This window comes from Robertmurraya sp. FSL R5-0851 (assembly GCF_038002965.1).
GTDB lineage: Bacteria > Bacillota > Bacilli > Bacillales > Cytobacillaceae > Robertmurraya_A > Robertmurraya_A beringensis.
Genome location: NZ_JBBOOE010000001.1, coordinates 3,207,850 through 3,224,030, shown reverse-complemented (window position 1 = coordinate 3,224,030; position 16,181 = coordinate 3,207,850). Strand labels below are relative to the sequence as shown.

Below are 16,181 nucleotides of genomic sequence, written 5' to 3'. Positions count from 1 at the left end.
TTAGCTGTTTAACATTAGAATAAAAAGAATCATTCATTGCATGATAAGGATGATAGGGTCTGGATGAAAGGGGTTTTATCCTTGGAAAAAGATGTATCAAGGGAATCGAATACATTAAGTGTTCGAGAGATGATTGAGAAAAACAAGCGTTCTGTTAGTACGGCTAGTGTTTTAGAGGGGTTAATGCCTAAAATACTACTTACCATTGCTATTATTTCTATTTTAACAACTATAGGTATTGTACTAACCTTATTAACAGAAACAATCGCGTTTTTTAGAGAGGTCTCCTTTGTGGAGTTTTTTACTGGCACAGTCTTAAAGCCACTTGGTGAAAGTGCACAATTTGGTGTTTTGCCATTACTAACTGCGACCATCATATCTTCTGCTATAGCTATGTTAGTAGCGATTCCTATTGGACTAATGACAGCTGTATATTTAAGTGAGTATGCGTCTGACAGAGTTAGAAAATTACTAAAACCAATGTTAGAAATACTTGCAGGTATTCCAACGATTGTATATGGTTTCTTTGCTTTTACATTTGTGACTCCCCTATTAACAAAGCTTATACCTACACTTGAGCCTACCAATATCCTCAGTCCGGGTATAGTTATGGGGATTATGATTATTCCAATGGTTGCTTCTCTTTCGGAAGACGCAATGAGCTCCGTACCTAATGCAATGAGAGAAGGAGCCTTAGGTTTAGGGTCGACAAAATTTGAAGTAACTTGGAAGGTAGTCGTTCCCGCTGCTATATCTGGAATTGTTGCTTCATTTGTTCTCGGAATTTCCCGCGCAATTGGTGAAACGATGATCGTAACTATAGCAAGTGGAAGTAACAAAGTCTTCACATTTGATATTACCCAATCCATGCAAACAATGACTGCATATATAGTAGAAGTTACAGGAGGAGATGCTCCTGCAGGTTCCACGCTTTATTACAGTCTTTATGCAGTGGCAATGACTTTATTTGTTTTTACACTAGTCATGAATTTAATTGCCCAGTATATCTCTCGTAAGTTTAGGGAGGAATATTAAGATGAAATACGTTGATACAAATCAAGTTCAAAAAAAGATGACATCTCGTCTCCTTACTAATCGTATAGCAAAAACCTTGTTTCTTTTAGCGACCTTATTTGGACTACTTGTTTTGGTCGTATTAATTTATCGAGTATTTGCACAGAGCCTTGGTTGGATTGATTTTGACTTCTTAAATAACAGACTTTCTACAAACGCAGAGAGAGCCGGTATTAAGGGAGCAATCATGGGTACCTTGTGGCTAATGCTAGTGGTCGCACCAGTAACATTAATCCTAGGAGTAGGTACTGCTATTTATTTAGAAGAATATGCAAAAAAGGGTCGATTACAAGCCTTTATACAAATGAATATATCTAATCTTGCTGGAGTTCCTTCCATCGTTTTTGGAATTTTGGGTTTAACAATCTTTGTAAGAGGATTAAATCTAGGAGCAGTAGTTTTAGCCGGAGGATTCACAATGGCTCTATTGGTTCTTCCTGTAGTAGTCGTTGCAAGTCAAGAAGCCATTCGTGCGGTTCCTCAGTTCTTAAGGGAAGCGTCTTATGGAATGGGTGCGACGAAATGGCAAACGATAAAAAACGTAGTTTTACCTGCTGCACTACCAGGGATTTTAACCGGAGTCATTTTAGCATTATCACGTGCAATTGGTGAAACAGCACCACTTGTAGTAATTGGTATTCCAGCATTTATTATTCCATTACCTGAAGGTCTTTTAGATAAATTTACGGTCATGCCGCTGCAAATTTATTACTGGACCATTGATTCAGCTTTAGTGGATGAATATGCAAACCTAGCGGCTGCAACCATTGTTGTTCTATTATTGGTTTTATTCATAATGAACTCAATAGCAGTGTTAATAAGAAATAAATTTCAAAGAAGATTTTAATTGGGTGGAGGGGTTTTACGATGGTCGTTTCAACATACAGTGAAAATAAAACTGCGGAAGAGTCTAGTGATCATATGAGTGCAAATAAGGGAAGTAAGAAGAGCCTTGCTTATCAAACGAAGGATTTGAACCTTTGGTATGGTACAGACCATGCATTAAAGAATATTAACCTTGATATAAATGAGAGGGAAGTAACAGCCATCATTGGTCCTTCAGGTTGTGGGAAGTCAACATTTATTAAAACGTTAAATCGAATGGTTGAACTGATTCCAGTGGTGAAAATTTCTGGAGATATTTTGTATCGTGAAAGAAGTATATTAGATAAATCATATAAAGTGGAAGATTTACGAACAAACGTAGGAATGGTTTTCCAAAAACCAAATCCATTTCCAAAATCCATTTATGAAAATATTGCATATGGACCTAAAATTCATGGAATTCGCAATAAAAAAGTTCTTGATGAGATTGTTGAAAAGAGTTTGCGCGGTGCGGCAATTTGGGATGAAGTAAAAGATCGTTTGAATGAAAATGCGTACGGTCTCTCCGGAGGTCAGCAACAACGTCTTTGTATTGCGCGCTGTTTAGCCATCGAGCCAGATGTTATCTTAATGGATGAACCTACGTCAGCCCTTGATCCTATTTCGACTCTTAAAGTAGAGCAATTGGTCCAAGAGCTTAAAAAGGAATATAGTATCATAATTGTTACACATAATATGCAGCAAGCTGCCCGTATTTCGGATAAAACGGCATTTTTCTTAAATGGAGAAGTAGTAGAATTTGACGATACAAACAAAATATTCTCGACTCCTTCTGATCAACGTACAGAAGACTATATTACTGGTCGCTTCGGATAATATACTCATAACAAACGATTTGATTGTTAACAATACCAATCGGACATGAAAGGAAGACAAATATGGTTGTACGTGAAAAATTTCATTTTGATCTTAAGGAACTTCAAAATAAGCTAGTTGAGCTAGGGAACTTTGCAGATGAAGCATTAAAAGAGTCAATCACTGCATTAGAGACAAAGAACGTGGAACTTGCGCTAGAAATCATGGAAAATGATACAAGAGCTGATGTGATGTATGAAGAAATTAACGACTTTGCTATTCTTTTAATTGCAAAGCAGCAACCTGTAGCTATAGACTTACGCCGAATCATTGTAGCTATTAAAATTGCTACCGATATCGAGCGCATTGCCGACTTTGCGGTCAATGTGGCGAAGTCAGCTATTCGAATCGGCAGTGAAGAACATGTAAAACCAATTGTTCATATTAAAGAAATGTATGAAATTACATCAAAAATGTTAAAGCTCTCCCTAGAGTCGTTTATTGAGGAGGATGTACAAAAGGCAAAACAGGTGGCAGATATGGATGATGATGTTGACAATTTGTATGGCGTAACCATACAAGAGCTTTTGAGAATCAATCAAGAAAAGCCAGAATTTCTGGCGCAAATTACACAACTATCTTTTACTTGCCGTTATCTAGAAAGAGCGGCGGATCATGTGACCAATATTGCTGAACACACGTTTTATCTTGTTAAAGGTAGGCACTATGACTTAAATGAATAATATAAAAAGCTGAAGAGAAATTCATCTTCAGCTTTTTGTTATGATCTTTGCAAGTTGTTCGAATGTCATATCGCTTTTTACGACAAACTCACCTAGTTGAACTTTCGTATGATAACCAGTATTGATTAAATATTGTTCGAATTCAAAAGCATCAGTGATGATTCCTGCGTCCTTTAAAAGTGTGGCAATCTCACTCGATTGCATCCCACTAATAATGTTAAGTTTGTACTCCTTAACTGCTTCCGCAGGCTGTTCTTCTTCTTTGGCTGTCTCTTCTTTCGTGGTATCCGTTTGTTCTGTCTCTTTTGTTTCTTCTTCAGGTGGTGTTGCCTCAGCATCCTTTGCCTTTGCTTCTAATTCTTCATATGCTTTTTCTTCAACTACTTTATATCCTTTATCTTCTACTTGGGCAATTAACTCTTCATTACTTAGCTTAGCTGCTGCTCCATTGTCTCCAGAAAAGTAATAATACGTCCCAAATATGCAAGTGGATAAGAGAAGACCAAAAGCGAATGCTCTTAGGTGAATCTTATTCATATGTTTCTCCTCTCATAGAAAACTCATTTAAAATAATCTCAACATCCTCAATAGGAAGAGAAGATTGCTTTGCAATTTGTTCAATGGAGAGACCTTGTTGAGATAGTGACCAAACTTGGTTCTTTAAAATAGCATGAACCTCTCTTTTTTGAGAAGCAGTACCAGAGAAATCTGAATCGGGTACTAAAAGTTCCTCCTCGAGAATCTTTATTTTTCTCTTCATTTGATATAGCTCTTGAATTTGGTTTAGGGATAACTGATCAATTTCATTCTTAAGCTCTTTCACCGGATCCTTAACAAAAAAAGATAGGACGAAGAGTAGTATAGATATAACCAATAAACTTAGTAACACATATTCCATTTCTTTCACCTCTTAAAAAATCAATAAAAACATTGTATCACTATACACGACAATTTTCGAATCAAAGTAAGAAGATAAGAGGGTTTTGTCGAGGTAAATGAGAAAAAAAGGTCGAAATGACTAGTTTTTCTTACAAGACCTGTAAATTTTAAAAATAATTCTTCCTATAAAAAAAGGTGTGACGGGGTTAGGCAGATTACGACAAAATGTGTTTATTGTGAGAGAAACCTATCAGTGCTACGATGAAACTAACAAATAGGTATTTTTAAAGACTGAAAACATATACTGTTAATTTCTAAATTCTTGAGGTGCATAATGACGATTGTTTCCGATACATTGGCTAAAACAAAAGAAAAGGATGGGATACACACTCAATTTATTGCTAAAGACAAGCTTTTCGTTTGTTGGTATACGTCACCACTAAAAATGGATGTTATACAACGCTTTTTTAAACAGTCTCTTGTAGGTCAGATTGTGAGAGTTTATGATGTGACCAAACAACTCGATAATAATGAGACAAAGTTTCCTTTCTTAGATATTAGTGTTCCTGTACAACAAAACTATTGGACATTAAAAGGTTTGAAGGATAACAAAGTATATTTACTGGAATTAGGGTTTTTCGTGGAGGAACAATACTTCCCAGTTCATCGTTCTGAGTTTATCCAAATAGAACAAACGGATTTCCTTGAAGAACAGAAGTCACTTCATGTCATTGTAAAAAATTCACGTGAATGGAATGAATATGTTAGCACATACAGCTTCTATGAAAATGTGAAGGAAAGTGAGTGGGAACGTGAACAATAAGAAAATTCTAATGCTCTCATGGGAATACCCTCCAAATGTTGTTGGAGGATTGTCTAGGCATGTGGAAGGATTAGCTAAAGCATTAACGATCATTGGCTATCAGATTCATATCATAACGACTTGGGTCGAGGCGCTTCCAATGTATGAAAGAATAGGTAATATAGAAATATTTAGGGTAGTTCCTTTGAATGAGGGAGACCCCAGCTTTATTCGTTGGGTCGGAGGCTTAAATTTATCAATTGTTCATCAAGCAATGGATCTGATGAAAGAACATGAATATGCTTTGATTCATGCTCACGATTGGCTTGTAGGTGCTGCTGCGGTGACATTGAAAGAGAAACGACAGTTACCTTTAGTTACAACGATACACGCTACTGAACATGGTAGGAATGAAGGAATATATACTGAAATGCAAAAAAAGATTTATGAACAAGAGAAAGAGCTCATTCATCATTCAGATAAAATCATTATTTGTAGCTCTTCTATGAAAGAAGAAGTACTTCACATTTTTAAAATAGAGCCCGAAAAAATTGTCATGATTCCTAATGGAATAGATACAAGCATTGCCAACATTACTTATAAAAAGGAAATCTTAGAAAAATTCCCCATTCATAAGAAGAAAAAAATGGTATTTTCAATTGGTCGGATGGTAAATGAAAAAGGTTTCCATACTCTTATTGAGGCAGCAAAAGAAATGGAAAGAAGTCGACCTGATGTTTACTTTATTATTGCTGGGAAAGGTCCAATGCTTCAAGAGTTTAGACACCGAGTGGAAGTCCTTGGGTTGAACAATATTCATTTCATTGGATTTGTTACAGATGACGAAAGAGAAGCTCTCTTTAAACAATGCTATTTAGCTGTTTTTCCAAGTTTGTATGAGCCGTTTGGGATCGTTGCGTTAGAAGCTATGGCCTACTCGAAACCAACGATTGTATCGAATGTTGGAGGTTTAAAGAGCATTATTAGTCATTTACACACGGGGTTATTAATGAGTAGCAATAATGCCAAGAGTTTTATTGAGCAGGCAATGATGCTTTTAGACAATGAAGAACTTGCCATACAATTAGGTGAGAGTGGAAAGAGAATGGTTGATACGATGTATAGCTGGAATAAAATTGCAGAGGATACACACCGAGTTTTTGAAGAAACGGTTATGCAGATTAGGTTGTAACTAAGTTCGCACAAACAAAGGATGTAGAGGAGAGATAAGAATGAAGGGCGTGATATTGGCTGGTGGGAAAGGGTCCCGGATGTCGCCACTTACATTATTAACTCCTAAACCTCTCGTACCAATTTTGAATACTCCTGTCATTGATCTTTGTATCTCATGGTTAAAGTCACAGGGAGTAACGGAAATAGCCATAACAATCCATCATCTAGCGACAAAAATACAAAAACATTGTGGTGACGGGAGCAAATATGGAGTTAAGCTTGTTTATTTATATGAGACAAACCCGATGGGTACAGCAGGTGGTCTTCAAGCTTTAAAGGAATTTATTGATGGAACATTTATTGTTATATCTTCAGATGTGGTTAATCAATTTAATCTTCAAAAGGCTGTTACATTCCATTTTGAATCAAGAAGTGAGCTTACGGTAATAACAACCTCGATAGCACAACCTGAACATTACGGGATAGTCATCAAAGATAAGAAAGGGAAAGTTCGTTGTTTTCTTGAAAAGCCGCCTCAGCACCTAATCTTTAGTGATCAAATCAATACAGGGATTTATATAATTGAACCATCCATATTAAACTATATTCCATGCGACTGTCCATTCGATTTTAGCCATGATTTATTTCCCTTATTACTGGAGAAGAATGTTGCTCTTTACAGCTTTAGTTTGGAGGGCTACTGGATGGACATAGGTCAAATTCATACATACCACCAAGTACATCGAGATTTCTTGTCACCCTTCTTGGGATGGAAAGAAAAAAGAGGGTACAAGGAGATTAAAAAAGATGTGTGGGTTGGCCCAAATTGTGAAATTGATCCTTTGTGTAGAATTGAAGGTCCCGTTCTAATTGGTGAAGGTTCAAAACTTGGTTCCAATACGATCATTGGAGCAAATACCGTCATTGGGAAAAATTGTGTAATAGAGGTGGACTGTTTTATAGAAGATTCCATTCTATGGGATGGAGTTCAAATAAAAAAGGACTCTCATATTGTAAATTGTGTCATCGCTTCATTTGTTGTGGTTGAAGAAGGAGCGAGTATGCTGGATAATATGGTGGTTTTTGAAAAGAAAGAGATTCAGAGTAAAATAAGTAGTAGTGCTGCTACCAAACCTGAAAATTTTTATGAAAATGGCCTTATTTATGAGCATGAGGATTATCAAGGTAGTGAATACAGCATGGAGAGTCTTGAAACAAAGCTCCCAATTGATGCAATAGTGACTATAACAAAAATACATTGTCCCTCACAATTAAAAAGTAAAATGGTTAGAATACTTATTGAGAGTATGCTTGAAAAAACAAGGGATATAAACATAAAAGAAGGAGTTCAGCTCCACTTAAGTGATAATCGTTGGATATATATTTTTCCGTTCGAAATGGAAGAATATATAACCATTTATACACATGCGGAGAGTATTGAAACTGCTAGAGCAATGGCCTATGAATGCCGTAATCAAATAACAATCTATCAAGGGGTGTAATATGATAACAAATACGTATCTGTCGATAGAAAAGGATCCAGTTGAGCACACTCCTTATATGAGAAAACAGTTTTCAACTATACCGGGTTTATGGATAGGTGGAAATATGCATTGGATCTCCAATGGGCATGAAAAAATAATCTCTTCAGAGTTGATTTCCATTCATGTTAAAGAAGAAAGTATCCATTCAAAAGTTCGATTGTTCCAAGTGTATGTCAGAAATCATAGTGCAGTGGAAAAGAACATGAAGCTAGTCTTTATGAGCCGTCATCACGAAGTGGCAACCGAACATCTCTCGTTTGTATCGCCACTTGAAAGAGTGATTTTTCATCTTTCAGGTGAAAAGATGTTTCTAGTAAATGGGCAATCCGAAGAAGGAGCGATTCAACAAACCGTACAGCCTCTTTGGAATATTCCAACAGAACAAATATGGGCCGATCAAACGAAAGGAATTTTGAAATATCAGCCGATGGGAAAGGGCGCTGCGGCAAGTATCTTTACACTCGACTTAACCGTACCAGCTCAAACTTCGAGAAAAGGCACCGCGTGGGTGGTTCAAGGAACGGAGAAGAATTTGCTTTTACATCTTAATGATACAATTTTAAAAAAACACACTAGCATTTCAAAATAAATAATGGTATTATAGAAAAGTCGTATGAACAAATAACGAACAAGTCTGAACAGATAGAGTTTGGAGGGATAAATATGCGTGTGAACATTACATTAGCTTGCACTGAAACTGGTGATCGTAACTATATCACTACAAAAAATAAGCGCAATAACCCAGATCGTATCGAGCTGAAAAAATATTGCCCAAGATTAAAGCGAGTTACTTTACACCGTGAAACAAAATAAGCAGTAGGGTCATTCCCACTGCTTTTTTTGTGTTTATATTCATACATACATTCAAATACCAGGGGGAATTTCATTGACCAGTAAAAGGTTCCTTCGTACCATCCTTCAACAAGACCTTCAGAAAAAGCCGCAACAACAATATGAAAATCAATCCACTCAGATTGCTACTCGTTTATTCCAAACGGAGGAGTGGAGGGACGCTACTACCATTGCAATTACCATTTCAAGAACACCAGAAGTAGATACATACCCGATCATTCGTGAGGCTTGGGAAGCAGGGAAAACGATTGTCGTTCCAAAGTGTCACAAAGAGACTCGTACAATGACTTTTCATAGAATTCAATCTTTTGAACAACTAGAAACCGTCTTTTTTGGCCTGCTAGAACCAATTGTCAGTCAAACGGTTGAAGTTCATAAAAGTAAAATAGATTTAGTTATTGTCCCAGGCTTAGGGTATACATCAAAAGGCTACCGTATTGGTTTCGGGGGTGGTTATTACGATCGTTTTCTAAGTGATTATGAAGGTAATACGATCTCATTAGCTTTTCCAGAACAAATCATCCCTTCGCTTCCATTAGAACCACATGATATTCCTGTGAAAAAGCTTATTACCTCAGAGGAGGTTATTGGTATTGATTGAATATATCCTAATATCGTCCTTTATCATTGTGGCATCTATTCTTGGGTATGCCTTGCGTTTTTTGACCAAGTCAGGGAGTGTATCAGCTGTATTTGTTGGGCTACTTATTTGCTTTGGCTTGGGGCTAAAAGGATTGATTTTATTAGGGATATTCTTTGTTTCTTCCAGTCTTTGGTCTGTATACAAAAGGAAGGAGAAAATGGTAGTCGAGGAGAAGCATGCGAAGGGTTCTAGACGTGATTATCAGCAAGTGTTGGCCAATGGTGGAATGGCGGCACTACTAAGCGTATTGTATGGATTCTTTCAAACTAATCATTTACTCTTAGCTTTTTGTGTTTTTATTGCTACATCTAACTCTGATACTTGGGCATCGGAAATTGGCACGTTAAGTAAAAGACGCCCTTACTCTGTTCGTACTTTTTCAGTTGTTGAAAGAGGAACGTCGGGAGCAGTCAGTTTATTAGGGACAATGGCAGCGGTAGCAGGAGCTATTTTGATTGCCTATTCATCTTATGTACTATTTAACTTACAAATATCTGAATTTTGGGTGATTTTTTTATTTGGATTTCTAGGTAATGTTATAGATACATTCCTCGGTGCATATGTACAAGCGTTGTATAGGTGTTCTCGATGTGGGGTAGAAACCGAGAAAATCATTCATTGTCAAAGAAGAACAGCGTTAATAAGAGGAAGAAAATTTTTAAATAATGATGTTGTAAACTTCATATCTGGCATTGCTCCTGCTATAGCGATATTGTTAATGTATTAGGTCATGAAAATAATGTAATGTGGAAACCATAAGTAATGAACGAAGGAGGGAATGGAATGAAAAATCATGTTAATCGTGTAGCTCTAATTGGAACGGGTGCTGTAGGTTCTAGTTATGCATTTGCACTGTTAAACCAAGGGGTAACGGAAGAACTAGTGCTAATTGATTTAAATAAAGAAAAATCAGAAGGAGATGCTATGGATTTAAACCATGGGATGCCTTTTGCTCCAAGCCCAACAAAGATATGGTTTGGTGATTATAGTGATTGTAAAGATGCTGATTTAGTGGTCATTTGTGCAGGGGCAAATCAAAAGCCAGGTGAAACTAGATTAGATCTAGTTGAAAAAAATACGCGTATTTTTAAAGGGATTGTTGAGCAAGTTATGGCAAATTCCTTTGATGGTATATTTTTAGTTGCTACAAATCCGGTAGACATTTTAACCTATGCTGTCTGGAAGTTTTCTGGCCTGCCTAAGGAAAGAGTCATTGGATCTGGTACGATTCTTGATACAGCAAGGTTCCGCTACCTGTTAGGAGATTATTTTAATGTAGATACAAGAAATATTCATGCCTACATTATCGGTGAGCATGGTGATACAGAGCTTCCTGTATGGAGTCGAGCTGATATTGCCGGCATTCCAATTTCACAATGGATTAAGAAAAATAGTGAGTATAAGCAAGAGGATTTAGAGGAGCTATTTCTTAATGTAAGAGATGCAGCTTATCACATTATTGAAAGAAAAGGTGCGACTTTTTATGGAATCGCCATGGGCTTAGTTCGTGTAACAAAAGCGATCTTGCAAAATGAAAATTCGGTTCTTACTGTTTCAGCCTACCTTGATGGGGAATACGATCAAAATGATGTATACATAGGCGTACCTGCAGTCGTAAATAGAAATGGAATTAGAGAAGTAGTTCATTTGGATCTAGATGAAACAGAGAAGGTAAAGTTTGCTCACTCTGTTAAAGTGCTAAAAAAGACAATGGAACCTGTCATGAAGATTGAAAAATGATTTTCATTTGTCATGGATAAAAATGAATTTGACGTTTCAAACTATAGGTAGGAGGGATGAAAATGTCACGTTTATTTTCTATGGTATTAGTTGGTATTGGTGGATATTATGCCTATAAGAATCGTTTTCGATTGGTTAATATCGTACTCGGTAGTCCAATGATAAGAAGAATGGTTGTAAGTTCCTTAATGAATGTACCGTATGTTAGAAATTTAATGACAAAAACGGTATTCTCAGGACGTCCTGCCTTTTAAGAAAAAGACCAAAGTTTTTGTAAACTTTGGTCTTTTTTATGCACATTTATCCATTGTAACAGAACTGAACTCAAAACTTTTTTATTAAGAATCAATCTCGTATATAATGTGAGTAAATCTTTGTAAAGGGAAGAGGGGGAAGCTTGAATAAATTAGAAGATTATTTATTTTGGAAGCTAGCACATTTTCTTATTCATAAAAAGGAGTATCGACTGTTAAGAACCTCTCCTTCGCAAGAGGAATTGTGGTTTGAAAGAGTAGAAAACAAAAAAGTACCAATTATTCGACTTAGACGGATCGACTTAGACTGGAGCAATTGGCTTGCTCGGGATATTGAGAACAGCGGGAATAATGGTGAAGCTATCCGACGTCAATTGGTTCGCGGCGAGGCTAACGTATTAAATTTATATGTGTCAGCCTATCCACCGGTTGATGACTATGATTTTCTGCTCTCGGAAAGTAAGTTTCTGAAGACAAATGTCACAACAAAGGTGATTACCCGGGATACTTATCATAAGGAAATCTCTGAATTGGAATATATATTTAGTGAGGAGATACGATTTGAGAAACAGGAGGAGTACTCTTCAAATGAAATCGAGGACTTAAAAAATGCTACTTTAGAAAAAGCTGTTGAGCGTATAAGAATGGAGAAGAGCATGTTTGAAAATGGAAAACCTCTTTTTACATATGTCTTTATGGCCCTTCAAATTATTGCTTACCTTTTTCTAGAGTGGAAAGGTGGAAGCACGAATACGGCCACGCTCATAAAGTATGGTGCGAAGTTCAATCCACTTATTTTAGAGGGACAATGGTGGAGGTTTTTTACCCCCATCTTACTTCATATCGGATTTATCCATTTATTTATGAATACACTGGCCTTGTACTATCTTGGGCCGACAATTGAAAAAATATATGGACGTATGAGATTTCTTTTAATATACTTGTTCGCCGGTTTTAGCGGATCAGTGGCAAGTTTTTTATTTACTACAAATCTTTCGGCTGGTGCAAGTGGAGCAATCTTCGGTTGCTTTGGAGCTCTTCTATACTTTGGACTTAACTATCGATCCCTCTTCCTTCGGACAATGGGCTTCAATGTTCTGGTTGTTATTGCCATCAACCTGTCTCTTGGTTTTACGATCCCAGGAATTGATAACGCTGGTCATCTAGGTGGTCTTGTAGGAGGATTTCTAGCTACGGCCGTTTTACATTTTCCAAAACAAAAAAAATGGTTACAGCAACTATTAGTATTATTCCTTACTGTAGGAGGAATGGGTAGTTTGTTATGGTATGGCTACGCAAATCCAGAAAAAATTACAGATGCACAATCGGTGATGGTCTTGTCTCAAGTGTATCTTCAGGACGAGAATTATGATGAAGCCTATCATTTATTGACTCATGCGATTCAAACTCATCATTCCTCTGCAGAATTATTTTTTCAGCTTTCTTATGTTGAGATCAAACAAAACGATCTCGCTTCAGCGGAGCTACATTTAAAAAGGGCAGTAGACCTTGATCAGTATTTTCATGAGGCATTCTATAATCTTTCCCTTGTTTCCTATGAATTAGGAAACAAAGAAGATTCCCTAACATATGCACAAAAAGCAGCTGAACTCGCTCCCGAGAGAGAGGAGTATCAAAGTTTTTTAAATAAAATACAAGAATAATACATGATTCCCAAGGTGATGTTTTTGCATCACCTTTTTCAATTGAGAGAGTATGTTTTTATGGGGGGATGTCTAAGATGTTGAAGTATACATGGAAATCTTTGGAGTAAGCTCTTCATTTGAACGAGGTGAACGCTATGGAAGCAGCAAAACATAAGGTGAGTTCAAAACTACATACCAACACAAGTTATTTAAGAGATGCTCTTGGTGTTGATAAAAGCTTTGATGTTATTCAACTAGATGTAGAATACGCAGAGAAAGAAATGGCGTTTTATTTTGTGGATGGCTTTGTTAAAGATGATATCCTGCATTATTTAATGAAACTATTAGCAGATTTAAAGAAGGAACAGCTTGAGCCTGATGCACTGAGTGCATTGTTAAAAACGTATATTCCTTATGTCGAAGTGGAAACTACAGACGATTTGGATAAGGTAGTTGACACCGTATTAGCAGGTCCTACGGCACTACTTGTAGATGGGATACCGACAGCCATTTTAATTGACGCCAGAACCTACCCAGTTCGTGGCCCTCAAGAGCCGGATATTGAAAGGGTGGTTAGAGGAGCAAGAGATGGCTTTGTCGAAACACTTGTTTTTAATACAGCTCTGACCCGAAGAAGAGTAAGAGATCGTACACTACGGATGGAATATATGCAGGTCGGAAGAAGATCAAAGACGGATATCGTTATTAGTTATATAGAAGATATTGCTGATCCTCATATGGTTAAACAGCTAAAAGAAGCTTTATCAAAAATTGATACAGATGGCTTACCGATGGCTGACAAAACAATTGAGGAGTACTTGTCAGGTAGACATTGGAATCCCTTCCCTGTGATTCGATATACCGAAAGGCCAGATACAGCGGCTACACATTTATATGAGGGACATGTTTGTATCATCGTAGATGGGTCACCAAGTGTGATTATTGCCCCGGTTACCTTTTGGCACCATCTACAGCATGCAGAGGAGTATCGAAACAAACCTATAGTTGGTGCGTATCTTAGATTAGTACGTTTTATTGCGGTTTGGTCTTCTATCTTTTTGTTGCCAATGTGGTATTTATTAGCAACGAATAAAGAATTGTTGCCAAATGCTCTTTCCTTTATAGGGCCCAATGAGATGGGACAAATACCACTTTTTCTACAGTTTCTTCTGATTGAGATTGGGCTCGACGTGCTAAGGATGGCAGCTATTCATACTCCATCAGCATTAGCAACTGCCCTTGGTCTTGTAGCAGCCTTGATGATTGGACAAGTTGCTGTCGAAGTAGGATTATTGAGTAACGAAGTCATTTTATACTTCTCTATTGCTGCGCTTGGAACGTTTGCAACCCCGAGCTATGAATTGAGCTTAGCCTCAAGATTAGTAAGGCTGTGCTTACTGATTTTCACAGCTCTATTTCAAACAATCGGGTTTGTGGTGGGGATCGTACTTTTAATCCTGTTGCTTTCAAATATGAAATCTTTTGGTGTCCCATATCTTTGGCCATTCATCCCCTTTGATATAAAAGCATTAAAAGATGTTCTTATTCGATCACCGATTCCTTTAAAAAGTAAGAGGCCAGAAATTTTAAATCCTCAAGATCCTGATAGATAATTCATGTCTTTCTTTTTAGAAAGGCATATTTTTTTTGTAGTATTGAGTAAACCGTGATTTTCGATTATACTTTTTATGAAAGCGTTTGTACAAGCTTTCACAATTAAGTACTTGAGGTAAATACATGAAGAATACATATGATATTCAACAATTTTTAAAAAAGTTTGGGACTATTATTTATGTTGGTGACCGCCTTGCTGATTTAGAATTAATGGAGGAAGAACTGAAGGAATTATATCAATCTCAGTTGATTGAAGAACAGGACTTTCAAACGGCATTATTTATTGTACGTCATGAAATTCAACAAATAAAAAAATAAAGAATAGTAGGTGCGAATATGACAGATAAGTGGTTGGTTGGGGTAGATTTAGGGGGAACAACAACAAAGCTTGCTTTTATTAATCAATATGGTGAAATCCTGAAAAAATGGGAAATTCCAACAGATAATAGCGATAAGGGGAAAAATATTACAATAAACATTGCCAAATCAATTGATCAGGCGCTTGAAGAGTTAGATCAGCCTAAAAGTAAGCTTTTAGGGATAGGAATGGGTGCACCTGGTCCAGTAGATTATACAACTGGAATTATTTACAATGTTGTAAATTTAGGCTGGGATGATAACTATCCTTTAAAGGATTTATTAGAAGTAGAAACCTCTCTACCTGCTATCATTGATAATGATGCAAACTGTGCGGCATTAGGTGAAATGTGGAAGGGTGCTGGAAATGGTGGGAAGGATATCGTTGCTGTCACGTTAGGAACAGGTGTTGGAGGTGGGGTGATCGCTAATGGGCATATTGTTCAAGGTGTAAGCGGAGCAGCCGGTGAGATTGGTCATATTACTTCCATCCCTGTCGGTGGAGCACCTTGTAACTGTGGAAAAACAGGTTGCTTGGAGACCATTGCTTCAGCAACAGGTATCGTTCGAATAGGAAAAGAAAAGCTTAAGAAGGCACAGGATTTAAGTGGAGAACTCGCATCGATTTATCGTGAAGAGGGCACCATCTCAGCCAAAAATATATTTGATAGCGCAAGAAATGGAGATGGACTTGCAAAAGAAGTAATTGAGGAAGTAAGTTTCCATCTTGGATTAGCATTAGCTAATATTGCAAACACACTTAACCCAGAGAAAATTGTTCTTGGGGGAGGGGTTTCAAAAGCGGGAGATATTTTACTTGACAGCGTTCGTCAAAACTTTGAGAAATACGCCTTCTCAAGAGTAAAGGAATCAACAAAAATCGCTGTTGCAACACTTGGAAATGACGCAGGTGTTATTGGTGCAGCTTGGTTAATAAGAGATTATGTTAGTAAATAATTTGGATGGAGCCTCTACGAATTTAGTGGAGGTTCCTTTTATTTTTGGTCAATTTTAAAAAAATAGGACAAAGTTGAAACTATTTTAAGTTTCAAACGTCTATTATTAGGGTAATATGGAGTTCAGTAATTTAACATTCTATAAAACAATTATTATGATGAGTTTGATTTTTTGTTAAAAACGTATTAAGATTATTTTTGGTTAACTATGATTATACCAAAAT

General features: G+C 36.9%; 19 protein-coding genes. 17 read left to right on the top strand and 2 right to left on the bottom strand.

What is annotated here, in order from left to right:
* The first annotated feature begins 129 nt into the window (after positions 1-129).
* The 4 genes from pstC (at position 130) to phoU (ending at position 3,497) form a co-directional block, all read left to right on the top strand.
* A complete protein-coding gene (gene pstC, locus MKX65_RS16650; RefSeq protein WP_445677955.1) occupies positions 130-1,035 on the top strand; it encodes a phosphate ABC transporter permease subunit PstC in 906 nt (301 codons plus the stop codon).
* A gap of 1 nt (position 1,036) precedes the next feature.
* Positions 1,037-1,921 carry a phosphate ABC transporter permease PstA gene (gene pstA, locus MKX65_RS16645; RefSeq protein WP_160547412.1) on the top strand — a complete coding sequence of 295 codons (885 nt, stop codon included), beginning with the start codon at positions 1,037-1,039 and terminating at the stop codon, positions 1,919-1,921.
* Between the two features lie 74 nt (positions 1,922-1,995).
* A complete protein-coding gene (pstB, locus tag MKX65_RS16640) occupies positions 1,996-2,775 on the top strand; it encodes a phosphate ABC transporter ATP-binding protein PstB (protein ID WP_340906288.1) in 780 nt (259 codons plus the stop codon).
* A 62-nt stretch (positions 2,776-2,837) separates the two neighbouring features.
* On the top strand, positions 2,838-3,497 hold the full coding sequence (gene phoU / locus MKX65_RS16635) for a phosphate signaling complex protein PhoU (RefSeq protein WP_160547410.1): 660 nt from the start codon (positions 2,838-2,840) through the stop codon (positions 3,495-3,497).
* A 27-nt stretch (positions 3,498-3,524) separates the two neighbouring features.
* On the opposite strand, the gene MKX65_RS16630 is transcribed toward phoU, so the two are convergent.
* Positions 3,525-4,034 carry an endolytic transglycosylase MltG gene (locus MKX65_RS16630; RefSeq protein ID WP_160547409.1) on the bottom strand — a complete coding sequence of 170 codons (510 nt, stop codon included), beginning with the start codon at positions 4,032-4,034 and terminating at the stop codon, positions 3,525-3,527.
* On the bottom strand, positions 4,027-4,395 hold the full coding sequence (locus MKX65_RS16625; protein WP_160547408.1) for a hypothetical protein: 369 nt from the start codon (positions 4,393-4,395) through the stop codon (positions 4,027-4,029). The genes MKX65_RS16630 and MKX65_RS16625 overlap by 8 nt, the downstream gene beginning before the upstream one ends.
* A 315-nt stretch (positions 4,396-4,710) precedes the next feature.
* Here MKX65_RS16625 and MKX65_RS16620 point away from each other — a divergent pair, with 315 nt between their 5' ends.
* The 13 genes from MKX65_RS16620 to MKX65_RS16560 all read left to right on the top strand — a co-directional run bounded on the left by MKX65_RS16620 (position 4,711) and on the right by MKX65_RS16560 (position 15,958).
* Positions 4,711-5,199 (top strand): DUF4912 domain-containing protein, encoded by a 489-nt coding sequence (locus tag MKX65_RS16620; protein WP_160547407.1) that lies wholly within the window; start codon positions 4,711-4,713, stop codon positions 5,197-5,199.
* Positions 5,189-6,370: a glycosyltransferase family 4 protein gene (locus tag MKX65_RS16615; protein WP_340904636.1), complete on the top strand. Its 1,182-nt coding sequence runs from the start codon at positions 5,189-5,191 to the stop codon at positions 6,368-6,370. Before MKX65_RS16620 ends, MKX65_RS16615 begins: the two co-directional genes overlap by 11 nt.
* Before the next feature lie 40 nt (positions 6,371-6,410).
* Entirely contained in the window at positions 6,411-7,853 is a 1,443-nt protein-coding gene (locus tag MKX65_RS16610; RefSeq protein WP_160547406.1) for a sugar phosphate nucleotidyltransferase, read from the top strand.
* 1 nt (position 7,854) lies between these two features.
* Positions 7,855-8,484: a hypothetical protein gene (locus MKX65_RS16605; RefSeq protein WP_160547405.1), complete on the top strand. Its 630-nt coding sequence runs from the start codon at positions 7,855-7,857 to the stop codon at positions 8,482-8,484.
* Between the two features lie 74 nt (positions 8,485-8,558).
* Positions 8,559-8,708: a 50S ribosomal protein L33 gene (gene rpmG, locus MKX65_RS16600; RefSeq protein ID WP_066049658.1), complete on the top strand. Its 150-nt coding sequence runs from the start codon at positions 8,559-8,561 to the stop codon at positions 8,706-8,708.
* 73 nt (positions 8,709-8,781) lie between these two features.
* Complete coding sequence (locus MKX65_RS16595; protein WP_160547404.1) at positions 8,782-9,348, top strand: 5-formyltetrahydrofolate cyclo-ligase; 567 nt, start codon at positions 8,782-8,784, stop codon at positions 9,346-9,348.
* Positions 9,341-10,117 carry a DUF92 domain-containing protein gene (locus MKX65_RS16590; protein ID WP_160547403.1) on the top strand — a complete coding sequence of 259 codons (777 nt, stop codon included), beginning with the start codon at positions 9,341-9,343 and terminating at the stop codon, positions 10,115-10,117. The genes MKX65_RS16595 and MKX65_RS16590 overlap by 8 nt, the downstream gene beginning before the upstream one ends.
* 56 nt (positions 10,118-10,173) lie before the next feature.
* Positions 10,174-11,130: an L-lactate dehydrogenase gene (locus MKX65_RS16585; RefSeq protein ID WP_160547402.1), complete on the top strand. Its 957-nt coding sequence runs from the start codon at positions 10,174-10,176 to the stop codon at positions 11,128-11,130.
* Positions 11,131-11,192: 62 nt separating this feature from the next.
* Positions 11,193-11,384, top strand: coding sequence for a hypothetical protein (locus tag MKX65_RS16580; RefSeq protein WP_160547401.1), 192 nt, complete (start codon positions 11,193-11,195; stop codon positions 11,382-11,384).
* A 143-nt stretch (positions 11,385-11,527) separates the two neighbouring features.
* Positions 11,528-13,048 carry a rhomboid family intramembrane serine protease gene (locus MKX65_RS16575; protein WP_160547400.1) on the top strand — a complete coding sequence of 507 codons (1,521 nt, stop codon included), beginning with the start codon at positions 11,528-11,530 and terminating at the stop codon, positions 13,046-13,048.
* A 137-nt stretch (positions 13,049-13,185) separates the two neighbouring features.
* Positions 13,186-14,643: a spore germination protein gene (locus MKX65_RS16570; RefSeq protein WP_340904631.1), complete on the top strand. Its 1,458-nt coding sequence runs from the start codon at positions 13,186-13,188 to the stop codon at positions 14,641-14,643.
* Positions 14,644-14,767: 124 nt separating this feature from the next.
* Positions 14,768-14,962, top strand: a complete 195-nt coding sequence (locus MKX65_RS16565; RefSeq protein ID WP_160547398.1) for a YqgQ family protein — start codon at positions 14,768-14,770, stop codon at positions 14,960-14,962.
* An 18-nt stretch (positions 14,963-14,980) separates the two neighbouring features.
* Entirely contained in the window at positions 14,981-15,958 is a 978-nt protein-coding gene (locus MKX65_RS16560; RefSeq protein ID WP_160547397.1) for an ROK family glucokinase, read from the top strand.
* Positions 15,959-16,181: the final 223 nt, after the last annotated feature.

Coding starts and splice junctions, on each gene's coding strand:
- pstC (WP_445677955.1), top strand. CDS start 130: ATGATTGAGAAAAACAAGCGTTCTGTTAGTACGGCTAGTGTTTTAGAG.
- pstA (WP_160547412.1), top strand. CDS start 1,037: ATGAAATACGTTGATACAAATCAAGTTCAAAAAAAGATGACATCTCGT.
- pstB (WP_340906288.1), top strand. CDS start 1,996: ATGAGTGCAAATAAGGGAAGTAAGAAGAGCCTTGCTTATCAAACGAAG.
- phoU (WP_160547410.1), top strand. CDS start 2,838: ATGGTTGTACGTGAAAAATTTCATTTTGATCTTAAGGAACTTCAAAAT.
- MKX65_RS16630 (WP_160547409.1), bottom strand. CDS start 4,034: ATGAATAAGATTCACCTAAGAGCATTCGCTTTTGGTCTTCTCTTATCC.
- MKX65_RS16625 (WP_160547408.1), bottom strand. CDS start 4,395: ATGGAATATGTGTTACTAAGTTTATTGGTTATATCTATACTACTCTTC.
- MKX65_RS16620 (WP_160547407.1), top strand. CDS start 4,711: ATGACGATTGTTTCCGATACATTGGCTAAAACAAAAGAAAAGGATGGG.
- MKX65_RS16610 (WP_160547406.1), top strand. CDS start 6,411: ATGAAGGGCGTGATATTGGCTGGTGGGAAAGGGTCCCGGATGTCGCCA.
- MKX65_RS16605 (WP_160547405.1), top strand. CDS start 7,855: ATGATAACAAATACGTATCTGTCGATAGAAAAGGATCCAGTTGAGCAC.
- rpmG (WP_066049658.1), top strand. CDS start 8,559: ATGCGTGTGAACATTACATTAGCTTGCACTGAAACTGGTGATCGTAAC.
- MKX65_RS16585 (WP_160547402.1), top strand. CDS start 10,174: ATGAAAAATCATGTTAATCGTGTAGCTCTAATTGGAACGGGTGCTGTA.
- MKX65_RS16580 (WP_160547401.1), top strand. CDS start 11,193: ATGTCACGTTTATTTTCTATGGTATTAGTTGGTATTGGTGGATATTAT.
- MKX65_RS16570 (WP_340904631.1), top strand. CDS start 13,186: ATGGAAGCAGCAAAACATAAGGTGAGTTCAAAACTACATACCAACACA.
- MKX65_RS16565 (WP_160547398.1), top strand. CDS start 14,768: ATGAAGAATACATATGATATTCAACAATTTTTAAAAAAGTTTGGGACT.
- MKX65_RS16560 (WP_160547397.1), top strand. CDS start 14,981: ATGACAGATAAGTGGTTGGTTGGGGTAGATTTAGGGGGAACAACAACA.